General features: G+C 72.3%; 13 protein-coding genes. 3 read left to right on the top strand and 10 right to left on the bottom strand.

Annotation, left to right across the window (positions count from 1 at the left end; translation table 11 throughout):
- The first annotated feature begins 88 nt into the window (after positions 1 to 88).
- The gene (locus tag ACH4XV_RS13055; protein ID WP_126638383.1) at positions 89 to 547 is read left to right on the top strand and encodes an RDD family protein; all 459 of its coding nucleotides are present in this window, start codon (positions 89 to 91) and stop codon (positions 545 to 547) included.
- 152 nt (positions 548 to 699) lie between these two features.
- On the opposite strand, the gene ACH4XV_RS13050 is transcribed toward ACH4XV_RS13055, so the two are convergent.
- From ACH4XV_RS13050 to ACH4XV_RS13030, 5 genes are all read right to left on the bottom strand, one after another.
- Entirely contained in the window at positions 700 to 1,386 is a 687-nt protein-coding gene (locus ACH4XV_RS13050; protein ID WP_078977506.1) for a DUF4191 domain-containing protein, read from the bottom strand.
- Between the two features lie 153 nt (positions 1,387 to 1,539).
- Entirely contained in the window at positions 1,540 to 1,803 is a 264-nt protein-coding gene (locus ACH4XV_RS13045; protein WP_395789169.1) for a hypothetical protein, read from the bottom strand.
- A 91-nt stretch (positions 1,804 to 1,894) separates the two neighbouring features.
- Positions 1,895 to 2,866 (bottom strand): lipoyl synthase, encoded by a 972-nt coding sequence (lipA, locus tag ACH4XV_RS13040; RefSeq protein ID WP_395789167.1) that lies wholly within the window; start codon positions 2,864 to 2,866, stop codon positions 1,895 to 1,897.
- A gap of 321 nt (positions 2,867 to 3,187) precedes the next feature.
- Positions 3,188 to 3,982: a lipoyl(octanoyl) transferase LipB gene (gene lipB, locus ACH4XV_RS13035; RefSeq protein WP_395789165.1), complete on the bottom strand. Its 795-nt coding sequence runs from the start codon at positions 3,980 to 3,982 to the stop codon at positions 3,188 to 3,190.
- Between the two features lie 28 nt (positions 3,983 to 4,010).
- Positions 4,011 to 4,721 (bottom strand): hypothetical protein, encoded by a 711-nt coding sequence (locus ACH4XV_RS13030; protein ID WP_395789163.1) that lies wholly within the window; start codon positions 4,719 to 4,721, stop codon positions 4,011 to 4,013.
- Between the two features lie 413 nt (positions 4,722 to 5,134).
- Between ACH4XV_RS13030 and ACH4XV_RS13025 the strand changes: the two genes are divergently transcribed.
- On the top strand, positions 5,135 to 6,505 hold the full coding sequence (locus tag ACH4XV_RS13025) for a regulator (RefSeq protein WP_395789161.1): 1,371 nt from the start codon (positions 5,135 to 5,137) through the stop codon (positions 6,503 to 6,505).
- Positions 6,506 to 6,520: 15 nt separating this feature from the next.
- Here the strand turns inward: ACH4XV_RS13025 and ACH4XV_RS13020 are convergent, their stop codons facing one another.
- The 4 genes from ACH4XV_RS13020 to lpdA form a co-directional block, all read right to left on the bottom strand.
- Positions 6,521 to 7,774: an NAD(P)/FAD-dependent oxidoreductase gene (locus ACH4XV_RS13020; RefSeq protein ID WP_395789159.1), complete on the bottom strand. Its 1,254-nt coding sequence runs from the start codon at positions 7,772 to 7,774 to the stop codon at positions 6,521 to 6,523.
- 290 nt (positions 7,775 to 8,064) lie between these two features.
- Positions 8,065 to 8,958: a TIGR01777 family oxidoreductase gene (locus ACH4XV_RS13015; RefSeq protein WP_395789157.1), complete on the bottom strand. Its 894-nt coding sequence runs from the start codon at positions 8,956 to 8,958 to the stop codon at positions 8,065 to 8,067.
- Between the two features lie 92 nt (positions 8,959 to 9,050).
- Entirely contained in the window at positions 9,051 to 10,877 is a 1,827-nt protein-coding gene (gene sucB, locus ACH4XV_RS13010) for a 2-oxoglutarate dehydrogenase, E2 component, dihydrolipoamide succinyltransferase (RefSeq protein WP_395789155.1), read from the bottom strand.
- Between the two features lie 71 nt (positions 10,878 to 10,948).
- Positions 10,949 to 12,337 carry a dihydrolipoyl dehydrogenase gene (lpdA, locus tag ACH4XV_RS13005; protein WP_395789153.1) on the bottom strand — a complete coding sequence of 463 codons (1,389 nt, stop codon included), beginning with the start codon at positions 12,335 to 12,337 and terminating at the stop codon, positions 10,949 to 10,951.
- 272 nt (positions 12,338 to 12,609) lie between these two features.
- Between lpdA and ACH4XV_RS13000 the strand changes: the two genes are divergently transcribed.
- Positions 12,610 to 12,933, top strand: coding sequence for a hypothetical protein (locus ACH4XV_RS13000; RefSeq protein ID WP_380012508.1), 324 nt, complete (start codon positions 12,610 to 12,612; stop codon positions 12,931 to 12,933).
- A gap of 113 nt (positions 12,934 to 13,046) precedes the next feature.
- Here ACH4XV_RS13000 and ACH4XV_RS12995 read toward each other — a convergent pair whose 3' ends face one another.
- Entirely contained in the window at positions 13,047 to 14,552 is a 1,506-nt protein-coding gene (locus ACH4XV_RS12995) for a leucyl aminopeptidase (protein WP_395789151.1), read from the bottom strand.
- Positions 14,553 to 14,686: the final 134 nt, after the last annotated feature.

The raw sequence follows: 14,686 nt of genomic DNA, 5'->3' as shown, positions 1-14,686 counted from the left end.
GTTTGCCTGGATGCGTGTGCCCGTGATCGGCCGCCGGTACGCCCACCCCGGGGCGGGTGAATCGGCCCGGCTCGTCTACTTTGGAGGGGTGGACGAGAACACGAGCGCAGCGCGGACCCAGGCCTCCGGGGCGGCGGACGACGAATTCGCCTACCGCGGCAAGCGTCTCGGGTTGCCCGAGGACGGACCCAATTCACTGGCGCCGACCGGGCGCCGGCTCCTTGCCCTGGTCATCGACTGGGGCATCTGCTACGTCATCGCGCTGTCCTTCCTGGGCGGCGGCAAGCTCAACGCGGTCGGCACCAGCTGGGGCACGCTCGGTGTGTTCGCCGTGGAGAACCTGCTCCTGGTGAGCACGCTCGGCTGGACCCTGGGCAAGCGGATCATGGGCATCCGGGTGGTCTCGGTCACCCGCGGCTCGCTGCTGCCGCTCGCGGTCGTGGTGCGGACGTTCCTGTTGTGCCTGGTGATTCCGCCGGCCATCTACGACCGGGACGGGCGCGGCTTCCACGACAAGGCGGTCGGCACGGCGGTGGTCCGGGCTTAGGCCCTCCTGCGACATCCGTGCTCCGAAACGGAAGAGACGCAAGAAACAGAAGAGAGCGGCGGCGATCCGGGTTCGGATCGCCGCCGCTCTCGCGTCGAACGGGGGACGGGGACGGGCGCGGGTGTCGCGCGGGTGCGTGGCGCCGCGGTGGGTCAGCCGCGCGGGCCGCGCGGCATGCGCGCGCCCTTCGGCATCGGGCCCTTGGGCACCGGCATGTTCTTCATCAGGTCGCCGACCGCCCGCAGCCGGTCGTTGACCTGCGCGACCTCGGGCTTGGCCATGGTCGGGGTCAGCTTCATGATGTGCCGCTGGAGCTTGAGCAGCGGGACCTGACCCTCGTCGTTGCCGACGATGATCGTGTGCACCGTGGTGTTCGCCGCCAGTCGGGACATGCGCTTCTTCTCATCGGCCAACAGTCGCGTCACGCGACCCGTCTGACCCTCGCCCACCAGGATGATGCCGGGGCGACCCACGGCGCGGTGTACGACATCCTGGTTGCGGGTGATGGCCACGGTGGGGGTCACGACCCAGCCACGCTTGAGTGACTGCATGACCGCCAACGCGGCGCCGGGCTGGCCCTCCATCTGGCCGAGCACCGACTTCTCGGCCCTGCGTCCGAAGATGAAGGCCGCCGCGAGCAGACCCACGAGGGCACCGAAGATGCCCAGGTAGATCGGATGTCCCCACCAGAAGCCGATGGCCAGGAGTACTGCGAATACGCCCAGGCCCCAGGCCGCCACAATCAAGCCGACCCACGGATCGGCCTTCTTCGTCTGCTGGTAGGCGAGCCGGATCTGCTTCAGCCGGCCGCTCTTCTCGGATGGTTCCTTGCTCGCCATGTGAAAAGGATACTGGCGTGCCGTCCACCGGGGACAATGCCTGGCGCCGGCTTGTCGCGACCTTCCCGCCGAAGGCGCGACGATCCGGCCGTCCGGCGGGAAATCCACCCCCCGAGGACGGCCGAATCGCGGGCCGACCGGCCCCGCGCGACCCTAGCGCGAGCCGGCGCCCGGTGCGGACTTGACCGGGGCCAGCCGGGCCAGGATGTCGGAGGCCTCGGCGCGGGCCCGAGCGCGGCTGCGGTCGGCGCACACGGCCGCCCACGCGTTGCGGCGGGCGGTGCGCTGACCGCCCTCGAACATCAGGACGGTCTCGACGGCCCGGAAGACCCGGCCGACGGTGGCCCGGCGTGCGGCGAGGCCGCGATCGAACGCGCCGCGCAGCACCGAGGCGTTGTCCTGCTGCGTTTCTGGCATGAGGTCGTCCCCCTAGCTGTGCTCGATGCGAGCTTCGGCCGCACCACGGCCGACTCTCGCGACACTGTGTTGCCCGATGATGGCGCCCGGGTCACACCGAGGTGAAACTCTGCACACCTTCGGCCGACGCGGCGCGCGTGTCGCGCACCTCCAGGGCTTGGCGGTACAGCCGACCCGCGCGGTACGACGAGCGGACCAGGGGTCCGGAGAGCACGCCCGCGAAGCCGATCTCCTCGGCCTCCTCGTTCAGCTCGACGAACTCCTCCGGCTTCACCCAGCGCTCGACGGGGTGGTGCCGCACACTCGGCCGCAGGTATTGCGTGATGGTCAGCAGTTCGCAGCCGGCGTCGTGCAGGTCCTGCATCGCCTGGCTGATCTCGGCGCGCTCCTCGCCCATGCCCAGGATCAGGTTGGACTTGGTGACCAGACCCGCCGCCCGGGCCTGGGTGATCACGTCGAGCGAGCGCTCGTAGCGGAAGCCCGGCCGGATGCGCTTGAAGATGCGCGGGACGGTCTCGATGTTGTGCGCCAGCACCTCGGGGCGCGAGGAGAACACCTCGGCCAACTGGTCCGGCTGCGCGGTGAAGTCCGGGATCAGCAGTTCGACGCCGGTGCCCGGGTTCAGCTCCTTGATCTGCCGGACGGTCTCCGCGTACAACCACGCGCCGCCGTCGGGCAGGTCGTCGCGGGCCACGCCCGTGACCGTGGCGTACTTCAGACCCATCGCCTGGACCGACTCGGCGACCCGACGCGGCTCGTCGCGGTCCAACTCGGCGGGCTTGCCGGTGTCGATCTGGCAGAAGTCGCAGCGCCGGGTGCACTGGTCGCCGCCGATCAGGAAGGTCGCCTCGCGGTCTTCCCAGCACTCGTAGATGTTGGGACAGCCCGCTTCCTCGCACACCGTGTGCAGCCCCTCGCGCTTCACGAGTTGCTTGAGCTCGGTGTATTCGGGGCCCATCTTCGCCCGGGTCTTGATCCACGAAGGCTTGCGCTCGATGGGAGTCTCGGCGTTGCGGACTTCCAGGCGAAGCAGCTTGCGGCCGTCGGGTGCGACAGCGGACACGCGCGACTCCCTCTTCTCGGGTCGGCCTGCGGGCGGGACAGACCGCAGTGGGCCCGACAGGATGGGACGGGCCCGTGGTGGGGCGGTACGTCCAGAGTACGCCGAGCGAATCGGGGCTCCGGACGCCCCGTCAAGTGGCAACCGGGACGAACCCGGGTGGATTCCCCCGCGGTCGGGTCCGGGACGAGGCGTGCGTCACGCGGTGCGGGTCACGCGGTGCGGGTCACGCGGTGCGGGTCGTGCGGTGCGGCTCGTGCGGTGCGGCTCGTGCGGTGCGCGTGACGCGGCTCGCGTCACGCGGCGCCCGCTACGCGGCTCGCGTCACGCCGGGATCCGGGCGAAGACGTCGGCCAGGTGCCGCTCGGCCAGCGGCAGGATCTCGGCGACGGTGACCTCGCGGCCGAGTTCGCGGCTGAGCGAGGTGACCCCGGCGTCCTTGATGCCGCACGGCACGATGCGGTCGTAGTAGGTCATGTCGGCGTCGCAGTTGATCGCGAAGCCGTGCATGGTGACCTTGCGCGAGACCCGGACGCCGATCGCCGCGAGCTTGCGGTCGTCGCCGCGCTGCCCCGCGTTGGAGGGCGCGTACTCCGGACCGGCCAGGCGCGGGTCGAACTCCGGGTGCAGGCGCGGGTCGGGCGCGGCCGTGAGCCGGCTGTCCAGGCGCAGGTCGAGGCCGCCGGTCGGGGCGGCCCGCTGCGGCACCGCGTCGCCCAGGACCCACACGCCGCTGCGTCCCTCGATCCGGGTGGTCTCCAGACCCAGGTCGGCGCAGACCCGGATCAGCGCCTCCTCCATCCGACGCACGTGCGCGACCACGTCGACCGGCTCGGGCAGGCGCACGATCGGGTAGCCGACGAGCTGGCCGGGACCGTGCCAGGTGATCTTGCCGCCGCGGTCGACGTCGACCACGGGTGTGCCGTCCATCGGGCGCTCGGAGGGGTCGGTACGGCGGCCTGCGGTGTAGACCGCGGGGTGTTCCAGGAGCAGACAGGTGTCGCCGATCTCGCCGCTCACCACCTGCTCGTGCACGCGGCGCTGTTCCTCCCAGGCAGCCTCGTACGGAACGGCGTCGGCGCCGAGGCCCAGGTGCACGAATCGCAAGAAGCTGGTCACGCCCACCAGCGTACGACGGGGTCGAACGTCACCCGCGACCGGCGTCGAGGCCGCGGACTCGGCAGGTCACGCCGGTGAAGGTGCAGCCGATCGCCTCGACCCGGCCGTACAGGCCGAACTCGATCATCACGCTCGCCCCGGGCGCCAGCGGTCCCCGGCCGCGGGCGGTCGCGACGCCGCGATCGGTGCTGGTGCGCATGTCCTCGCCGTAGAGCATGGTGAAGCCGCTCTGCCGGCCCGACGTGGTGAGCGTGAGGTCCCAGGCGGGCAGCGGGCGCGGGGTGCGGTTGGTGATCACCACGGTGCCGTCGGCCCCCCAGCCGGAGTCGGTCACGGTGGCGTCGACGGAGATGTCCGCGGGGCCGGTGGTGGCGGGTGGCGGCGGGACGGGCGGGGCCGGCGGCGCGCTGGAGCGGGTCGCGGTCGCGCTCGCCCCGGGGTTGGCGCTCGCCGAGGCGGACGGGGAGCGGGTCGCCGACCGTGTCGCGCTCGCGGTCGTCGGCGGGCCCGTGGCGGTGGCCGTACCCGCGCCCGGGCTCGCGGCAGCGGTGCCGGGCAGCGGGAACGCGGGCGCCGGCAGCGGCAGGTTCCGGTCGAGCGAGACCGGGGTGTCGCCCCGATCCGAGTCGCCGAGGCCGCCGAACAGGAAGACCCCGCTGGTGAGCAGCAGGCAGACGATCGCGACCGCGGCGAGGGGGATCACGATCCCGCGGGCGGTGTCGTCCGATTGCCGGGTCACGCGTGCGTTTCCTTCGCCTGGTCGCGGGCGGCTCGCGGTTCCCGGACACTCCGGCCGATGTGGCCCGACGCCCCCGAGGCGCGTCCGCGCGGACGTCGGCCGCGCGGAAGTCGATCACCCCAACGGGTGAACTGCCTCGCGCATGTTCCACCACCGCTACGCGCATCGCAAGCGGCGGCAGGCTGGTGACAGCGCGGTGGATCCGTGTCGCCGATTCGGCAGGTTTTGCCGAACTTGGCCGAACCGGGGCTTCCTGGGGGCGAATTCGCCCCATCCCGGCGGGACCTTCGGGCGTAACTCGAAAGGGTCATTGTTACGAGCGTTCGGGTTGTAGCTCTCCAGAAATCGCTAGATTCTCGCGCGATCACCCACCCACACCCGAACCACCGCACCAGCGGGAGGCGTTCATCTCCATGGCAGCCAGGGTCGAGCGGCGCCCCAATCACCGGCTGGCGGCGCTTGTCGAGGAAGCCGGCTTCTCGCATGCCGGTCTGGCCCGACGCGTTGACCAACTCGGTGCGGAACAGGGCATCGATCTCCGGTACGACAAGACCTCAGTGGCACGCTGGTTGCGGGGCCAACATCCGCGCGGGATCGTGCCGATACTGCTCGCGGAGGTCTTCACCCAACGACTCGGCCGCAAACTCAGCGCCGAGGATCTGGGCATGGCCGGATGCCGGCCGGACTACGCCGGGCTGGAATACGCGTCCGGTCCGCCCGAGGCGGTCGAGATCGTCACCGGCATGTGGCAGGCCGACTCGGCGCAGCGATCCGCCCTGGTGGAGGCCGCGTTCACGCCCGGGGCGCTGGTGGTGCCCAGCCGGGACTGGCTGATCGGCGCCGGCGACGAGCGACCGGCGCGGCAGGACGGCGACCGCGTGGGCCTCGGCGACGTGGCCGCGGTGCGGGCGGTCGGCGAGGCGTTCCGGCGGTTGGACAACTCGTTCGGCGGGGGGCACGGCCGGCAGGCGCTGGTGCGCTACCTCGACACCGAGGTGACCGCGATACTGCGCGGGACCTACGACTCGCGCACCGGCAGCGCGCTGTTCGGTGCGGCGGCCACGCTCACCCGCCTGGTCGGCTGGATGGCGTACGACGTGGGCGTGCACGGGATGGCGCAGCGCTATTTCGTCCAGGCGCTGCGGCTGGCCCAGGCGTCGGGGGATCGGGCGCTCGGCGGGTTCGTGTTGTCCACGATGAGCCGGCAGGCGGTATACCTCGGACACGGGCGCGAGGCGGTACAGCTGGCGCGAGTCGCCCAGCAGGGCGCGTCGGCGGTGGCCACGCCCCGGGTGCGCGCGCTCTTCCACGCGGTCGAGGCGCGCGGACACGGCCTGCTCGGCGACGCGCGGGCGTGCGGGGCGGCGTTGTTGCGGGCCGAGCAGGCGTTGGAGTGCGTCGCGTCCGGGGACGACGAGCCGGAGTGGGTCGCGTTCATGAACGAGGCCCAGTTGGCCGACGATCACGCGCACTGCTACCGGGACTTGGAGGACTACGACAAAGCGCGCGAATACGCCGAGCGCTCGTTGCGGCTGCGCGGGAGCGAGTACGCGCGCAGCCGGTTGTTCTGCCAGACGATCCTGGCCACCGCGCTGCTGGAGTTGGGCGAGGTGGAGCAGGCATGCCGGGTGGAGGCGGAGGCGACCGAACAGGCGGAGGGGCTGCGGTCGTCGCGGGCGGTGGACTATGTACGCGAGTTCACCCATCGGTTGGCGCCGTACCGGGACGTGCCGGCGGTACGCGAATTCGAGGCGCGGTCGGGCTGCTTCGTCCGCACGGCCTGAGCGGCGCGCGGCGGGTCAGGCCGCGAGGGCGCCCAGGTCGGCGAGGGCGGAGCGGGCCGCTCTGCGACCGGAGGCCAGGGCGCCCTGGATGGAGCTGGAGTCGCGATGGTCGCCGCAGACGTACAGGCCGCCGATCAGCCGGACCGGTCGGCGGAAGTTGTGACCGGGCTCGACCACGGGGACGGCCTGCGGGATGTGACAGGTGGTCAGGTGTGCCCACGTGGTGGTGGGCGTGTCGTGGACGACCGCGAGCCGTTCGCGGACCCGTAGTTCGAGCTTGGCCGGCTCCGAGCCGTCGTGCCCGAGCACGGTGGTGGCGATCAGCGCCCGGCGGTCCGGCGCGTAGGTGGGGGCGACCTGGCTGACCACCGTCGTGTGCGTGAACGGGCTGCGGGCGTCGGCCTCCACGAGCAGCGACGCGTCGGCCCGGGGCGCGCCGCGGGCCACGTGGTACAGCGTGGTCACCGGGTGGAACGCGGGCATCCGCAGGCCCGGCAGCAGCGCCACCGCCGTACTCGGATCGGTGGCCACGATCACCGCGCGCGCCCGGATCTCGCCCGCCACGTCGGTCAGCACACGATCGGCCGAGACGGACGACACGCGCACGCCGTAGCGCACCACGCCCGCCGGCAGGGTCGCCGCGAGCTGGGTCGGCACCGCCGCCATGCCCCGGGCGGGCAGCGCCACCCGGCCGCGCAGGAAGGACCGGAGCATCAACTCGGCGAACCGGCTGGACGAGCGCAACGCGGGATCGTGCAACAGCGCGGCCAGCAGCGGGCGCAGGGTCCGCCGGGTCAGCTCGGGCGGCAGCGCGCGCAACACCGGCGCATCGGCGGCGGCCGTCTCGGCGGCGCCGAACACCCGCGCCACCGGGGCGGACGCGGTCCGGGCGAGCAGCGCGGCCAGCCGCGCCCGGTCGGTGCCGCTGCCGTTGCGCAACCCGCCGATCGCGTCCCGGACCCGGCGCACGTCGCCGATCCGCTGCGTGCGGCCGTCCTCGTACAGCAGCACACCGGGCTGGAACGCGCGCAACCCCAATGCGGCGACGTCGAGTTGTCGGCGCACCTGGGGCCAGGAGGTGGTCAGCGACTGAAAGCCGCGGTCGACCCGGAAGCCGTCCACGAGATCCGTCCGCACCCGCCCCCCGGGTCGATCGCCCGCTTCCAGCACGGTGACCGGCACTCCGGCCGCGGCCACGGTCCTTGCCGCGCTCAAGCCGGCCAACCCGGCCCCCACCACGATCACCTCGGTACGGCGCACGTCGACCACGATCGTCCTCCCGTCCCCCAGCCCACGACCACCTACGCCGCGGTGTCGGTTTCATCGCCTAGGTCATGCCTCGAAAGCCCGGTCGGTTTCACGCCTACAGGTCATACCCCTCGAAAGCCCGGTCGGTTTCACGCCTACAGGTCATACCCCTCGAAAGCCCGGTCGGTTTCACCGCCTACAGGTCATACCCACCAAAAGCCCGAAGGAGCGCACCGACCAACACCGGTTGTCCGACGGGCAACAGCAGGGCGTCCACTTGTCGACGAGCGTGCCGGACGTGACGTCGGGGCTCAGGCGTCGAGGGCGGCGGCGATCGCGGTGTCGATGGTGGGGTGTTCGAAGGTGAAGTCGGAGTCCAGGAGGGCCTTGGGCACCATGCGTTGGCCGGTGAGGATTTCCTTGGCGAAGTCGCCGAGGGCGATGCGCAGGGCGAATGGGGGGACCGCAAGGAAGGTGGGGCGGTGCAGGGCGCGGCCCATGGCCTTGGTGGCCTCGGTGTTGGTGACCGGGTTCGGGGTGGTCAGGTTGACCGGGCCGGACAGGGTCGGGTGGTCCAGGACGTGGCGGATCGCGGCCACCTCGTCGGCCAGGGAGATGAAGCTCCAGTACTGCCGGCCCGAGCCGAGTCGGCCGCCGAGGCCGGCCCGGAACAGCGGGAACATCCGGCCCCACGCGCCGCCGGAGCGGGAGACCACCAGGCCGGTGCGCAGGTGGGCGACCCGGATGCCGGCCTCGACGGCGGGCGCGGTGGCCGCCTCCCACTCCGTGCACAGGTCGGCCAGGAAGCCCGTCCCGGGCGGGGACGACTCGTCCACCTCGCGCTCGCCCGTGTCGCCGTAGTAGCCCATCGCGGAGCCGGACAGCAGTACCCGCGGCGCCGGTCGCAGGGCCGCCAGCGCGCGGGAGACGGCCCCGGTGCCCAGGACCCGGCTGTCCCGGAGTTCGCGCTTGTACGCGGCCGTCCAGCGCCGATCCCCGATGCCCGCGCCGGCCAGATGCACGGCCGCGTCCACCGGGCCGAGCGCGGCGGTGTCCACCGTGCCGCCGTGCGGGTCCCAGCGCACCTCGTCGGGCCCGCGGGGGGCCCGGCGGACCAGCCGGACCACCTCGTGGCCGTCGGCGGCGAGCGAGCGGACGAGAGCGGAACCCACGAGGCCGGACGAGCCGGTGACGGCGATACGCATGGGAGTATCCTCGCCCACTCGGTGCCGAACATGCCGAAGGCGGCCCGGACCGGGGTCCGAACCGCCTTCGGGTCGTGCGTGTCGCCGGCTGCCTACAGGCCGAGGTCGCCCTCGAAGGCGCCTTCCTCGAGACGGGTCTTCACCGTCTGCAGGAAGCGGGCCGCGTCCGCGCCGTCCACCAGGCGGTGGTCGTAGGACAGGGCCAGGTACACCATCGAGCGAACCGCGATGACCTCGCCGAGCGTCGGGTCGTTGACCACGACCGGGCGCTTGACGACCGCGCCCGTGCCGAGCATCGCGACCTGCGGCTGCGGGAAGATCGGCGTGTCGAACAGCGCGCCGCGCGAACCGGTGTTGGTCAGCGTGAACGTGCCGCCGGCCAGCTCGTCGGGGCTGACCTTGTTGGTGCGGGTGCGCTCCGCCAGGTCCGAGATCTTCCGGGACAGGCCCGCGATGTTCAGGTCGCCCGCGTTGTGGATGACCGGGACCATCAGACCGCGGTCGGTGTCCACCGCGATCACCAGGTGCTCGGCGTCGTGGTAGGTGACCGTGCCCGCGTCCAGGTCCATCGAGGCGTTCAGGACCGGGTGGACCTTGAGCGCCTCGACCGCCGCCTTGGCGAAGAACGGCATGAACGACAGCTTGACGCCCTCGCGGGCCACGAAGTCGTTCTTGGCCCGGTCGCGCAGGCGGGCGATGTTGGTGACGTCCACCTCGACGACGGTGGTCAGCTGGGCCGAGGTCTGCAGCGACTCGACCATGCGCTTGGCGATCACCGTGCGCATCCGCGACAACTTCTCGGTCCGACCGCGCAGCGGCGACGGCTCGATCGGCGCCGCGGCCTTGGCGGCCGGAGCGGCGGCGGGGGCCGCGGCCGGAGCCGAGGCAGCCGCGGCGGCCTGGGCCGCCTGCTGCTTGCGGGCCGTCTCCAGGACGTCCTGCTTGCGGATGCGGCCACCGATGCCGGTGCCCTCGATCGCGCCCAGGTCCACGTTGTGCTCGGCGGCGAGCTTGCGCACCAGCGGCGTGACGTACGCGCCGTCGGCCTCGGCCGGCGGGGCGAGCTGCGCCGCCGGGGCGGCGGCCTGCGGGGCGGGAGCCGGCGCGGGCGTCGGAGCCGGCTTCGGCGCGGGCGCCTGGGCCGGAGCTGCGGCCGGAGCCGGAGCGGGCGCCGCGGCCTGAGCGGGCGCGGAGGCCGGAGCAGCCGCAGGAGCCGGAGCAGCCGCCGGAGCCGCAGCCGCCGGAGCGGGCGCCGCGGCCGGAGTCGCACCGGGCGCGCCGATGACGGCCAGCTCCGCGCCGACCTCCACCGTCTCGTCCTCGGCGACCTTGATCTTCAGCAGCACGCCGCCGACCGGCGACGGGATCTCGGTGTCGACCTTGTCCGTCGAGACCTCGAGCAGCGGCTCGTCGGCCTCGACCGTGTCACCCTCCTGCTTCAGCCAGCGGGTGATGGTGCCCTCCTGCACGCTCTCGCCGAGCGCGGGCAGCAGCACCGGGGTGCCCTGCGCGTCGCCGGCGGGCGCGGCCGGAGCCTGGGCGGGCTCCTGCGCGACCGGAGCCGCCGGAGCGGCGGGTGCCTCGGCGGCCGGAGCAGCTTGAGCAGCCTGCGCGGGCGCGGCCTGAGCCGGAGCCTCGGCCTCCTGCGGAGCCGGCGCGGCGGCCGGGGCCGCGGCCCCCGAGCCGTCGTCGATCACGGCCAGCTCGGCGCCGACGTCGACCGTGTCGTCTTCCTGGGCCTTGATCGACACCAGGATGCCCGCGGCGGGGGAGGGGATCTCGGTGTCGACCTTGTCGGTCGAGACCTCGAGCAGGGGCTCGTCCAGCTCGACGCGCTCACCCTCCTGCTTCAGCCAGCGGGTGATGGTGCCCTCCTGCACGCTTTCGCCGAGCGCGGGCAGTGTTACGGAGACCGGCATGGGTCAATGACTCCTTCTCAACGCTTCAAGGCGTGGGTCTTGGATGACGGGGCGCGATAGGGGGCGCGTCGTCAGTCGTGGACGTGCAGAGGCTTGCCCGCCAACGCGAGGTGGGCCTCGCCAAGCGCCTCGGACTGCGTCGGGTGCGGGTGGATGAGCTGGGCGACCTCGGCCGGCAGGGCCTCCCAGTTGTAGATCAGCTGGGCCTCCGAGGTCAGCTCGCCCATCCGGGCGCCGACCATGTGGATGCCGACGACCGGGCCGTCCTTGACCGAGACGACCTTGACCTGGCCGGTCGTCTTGAGGATCTGGCTCTTGCCGTTGCCGCCGAGGCTGTAGCTGATCGACGCGAGCTTGTCCGAACCGTAGCGCTCGACCGCCTGCGCCTCGGTGAGGCCGACCGAGGCCACCTCCGGGTCGCAGTAGGTCACGCGCGGCACGCCCGCGTAGTCGATCGGTACCGGGTTCAACCCGGCGATCCGCTCGGCGACCAAAATGCCCTCGCCGAAACCGACGTGGGCGAGCTGAAGGGTGGGGATGAGGTCGCCCACGGCCGAGATCGTCGGCACGTTGGTGGCGCAGTACTCGTCGACCAGGACGTAGCCGCGGTCCATCGCGACGCCGACCTCCTCGTAGCCCAGGCCCGCCGAGACGGGGCCGCGGCCGACGGCGACGAGCAGCAGCTCGGCCTCGATCTGCTTGCCGTTCTCCAGCGAGACCCGGACGCCCGCGTCGGTGTACTCGACACCGGAGAAACGCGCGCCGAGTTCGAACTTGATGCCGCGACGACGGAAGGCGCGCTCCAGCAGCTTGCTGCTCGCCTCGTCCTCCAAGGCGACCAGGTGCGGCAGCGCCTCGACGATGGTCACGTCCACACCGAAGGACTTCCAGGCGCTGGCGAACTCGACGCCGATCACGCCGCCGCCCAGCACCACCGCGGACTGCGGGACCCGGTCCAGCACGAGCGCGTGGTCGCTGTTGATCACGCGGTTGCCGTCGACCTCCAGGCCCGGCAGCGACTTCGGCACCGAGCCGGTCGCCAGTACCACGTGTCGACCCTCGTAGCGCTGCCCGTTCACCTCGACCGCGGTCGGCGACACAAGCTTTCCGGCGCCCTCGACGACGGTGATCTTGCGGCTCGCGATCAGCCCGGTCAGGCCCTTGAACAGGCGCGAGATGACGCCGTCCTTGTACGCGTGCACCGCGGCGATGTCGATGCCGTCGAAGGTCGACTTGACGCCGAACTGCTCGCTCTCGCGCGTCTGGTCCGCGACCTCGCCGGCGTGCAGCAGCGCCTTGGTCGGGATGCAGCCGTTGTGCAGACACGTGCCGCCGAGCTTGCCCTTTTCGACGAGGACGACGCGCATACCGAGTTCGGCCGCGCGCAGGGCGCACGCGTAGCCGCCACTCCCGCCGCCGAGAATGACTACATCGAAAACGGCTCCGGCGTCGTTCGCCACGTCACGTCCTCCTGTGATTGCGATGCCGACCCGCGCGGTACGCGGCGGGCGGCACCCCCTTCTTGTGGAAGGTCTCAAGTGCCGGTACAACATCCTCCCACTTGTCGGAGGCGACCGAGCACTCCGCCCCGGTGTTGCCTGTCCCACAGGGGCCGCACCGAAATGGCGGGTCGGGGGCACAACGTGCCCTCGCGACTCGTTGTTCCGGCACGATCCCGGCGTCCGCGCAGGACGGACGCGGGCGAACGCGCGAACGACAGGAAGGAATCCCCGTGGGGCTGTTCCGACGCAAACGCGGTACCGGCACGGACGCGCCCGATCGTAAGCAGGCCGCCGCGACGGCCGACCACCTGAGCGAATTCGCGCGCAGCCGCAAGGGTGTCGAGGCGTACATCGAACCGGTGACCACGCTGAGCGGCACGACCGTGGTGTTCATCGCCGACACGGGGGAGTGGACCCGGCGCCGGGTCGCCGACCCCGCGGCGGCGCGCTCCCTCGCGCGCAAGCTGGGCATCCCGGTGTACGAGGCGGCCCTGGTGGGCTACCCCAAGCGCATGCGCGAGTGGACCCGACGGCAGTCCGGCGGCGGTTCCTGACCCGACCCGCCGCCGCGCCGTGCGCGGGTGCGGCGCACCCCGGTGCGGTACGGCCGGTCCGGCCGGGGCGCCTGCGTGCCCCGCCCGGACCGGACCGCCGTTCCGCGTCCGGGTCAGATCCGGTTGTCCGCGACGTCCTGCGCGACCTGGAGCAGCGAACGCACCGCGACGCCCGTGCCGCCCTTGGCCCGGTAGCCGCCGGCCTCGCCCTCGTGGAACGCCGGGCCCGCGATGTCCAGGTGCGCCCAGTGCACACCCTCGGCGACGAACTCCTGGAGGAAGATGCCGGCGATCAGGCCGCCACCCATCCGCGAGTTGCCCATGTTCTTCAGGTCCGCGATCGGCGAGTCCATCTGCTTGCGCATGTCGGCCGGCAGCGGCATCGGCCAGGCCTGCTCGCCCGCCCGCGTCGCCGCGTCGTACACCGCGTCGCGGAAGGTGTCGTCGTTGGCCATGATCCCGTACATGTCGTTGCCCAGGGCGACCATCATCGCGCCGGTCAGCGTGGCCACGTCGATCAGCATCTGCGGCGACTCCTCGCACGCGCGCGTGATCGCGTCGGCGAGCACCAGGCGGCCCTCGGCGTCGGTGTTCAGCACCTCGACGGTGCGACCGCCGTACATCCGCAGCACGTCGCCGGGGCGAATCGCGGTGCCGGAGGGCATGTTCTCCGCCAGCGCCAGCCAGCCGGTCACGTTGACCTCGAGGCCGAGCCGGGCCACCGCGGTGACCGCGCCCAGGACGGCCGCCGCGCCGCCCATGTCCATCTTCATCGTCTCGTTGGACCCGGCCGGCTTGAGCGAGATGCCGCCCGAGTCGTAGGTGATGCCCTTGCCGACCAGCGCGATGGTGCGCTTGGCCTTGGGGTGCGTGTAGCCCAGGCGGACCAGGCGGGGCCTGTTGGCCGAACCCTGGCCGACGCCGAGGATGCCGCCGAAGCCGCCCTTGGCGAGCGCCTTGTCGTCCAGCACCTCGACCTTGAAGCCGGCGTTCTTGCCGGTGTCCACCGCGATCGCGGCGAAGTCCTTCGGGTTCAGGTCGTTCGGCGGGGTGTTGACCAGGTCGCGGGCGTGGTTCACGCTCTCCGCGGTGATCGCGGCGCGCTCCGTGGCGGCCTTGACCGCCTTGTTGGCCTTCAGGCCGAGCAGCACGACGTCCTTGACCGCGTCCTTGCGGCCCTCGCGCGACTTCTCCCGGTAGGTCTCGAAGGAGTACGCGCCGAGCAGCACGCCCTCCCCGAACGCACCCACCGCCTCCGCACCGGCCAACGGCAGCACCACACCGGCCTTCTTGACGCCCGCGAGCGCCCGCGCCACGGTGCCGCCCACGCGCCGCAACGTCTCGTGCGCGAAGCCGTCGGCGGGCTGCTCGCCCAGGCCGACGACCAGCACGAGCGGGGCCTTGGCCGCGCCGAACGTCGGCACCCGGTGTAGTTCGCCCTCGGCCCCGGTGGCGTCGACGGCGGACAGGGTGGCGGTGAGCCGGCCGTCGAGCGCCGCGTCGACGCTCTCGGCGCCCTCGGCCAGGACGGCGCCGTCCTTGCCCTTGACGGCGCCGATCACGAGAACGTCGGCGCGCAGGGAAAGGGCCGCGGTGGAGCCGATACTCAGTGTGGTCACGAGTGTCCTGTCTCTCATCTCTCGGAGGTGCTGAGTGCCCGCACGATCGGTGGGGCACCGACGCGGCGATCCTTGCTCGGGATGCCTCGTCGAGCGGTGACGAGCCGTATGGAAGATACGTTCGCCCTCAGCAT

Source organism: Embleya sp. NPDC020630, from assembly GCF_044334985.1.
Lineage (GTDB): Bacteria > Actinomycetota > Actinomycetes > Streptomycetales > Streptomycetaceae > Embleya.
Note: the sequence above shows the minus strand (reverse complement) of the source record. Positions and strands in the feature narration are given on the sequence as shown.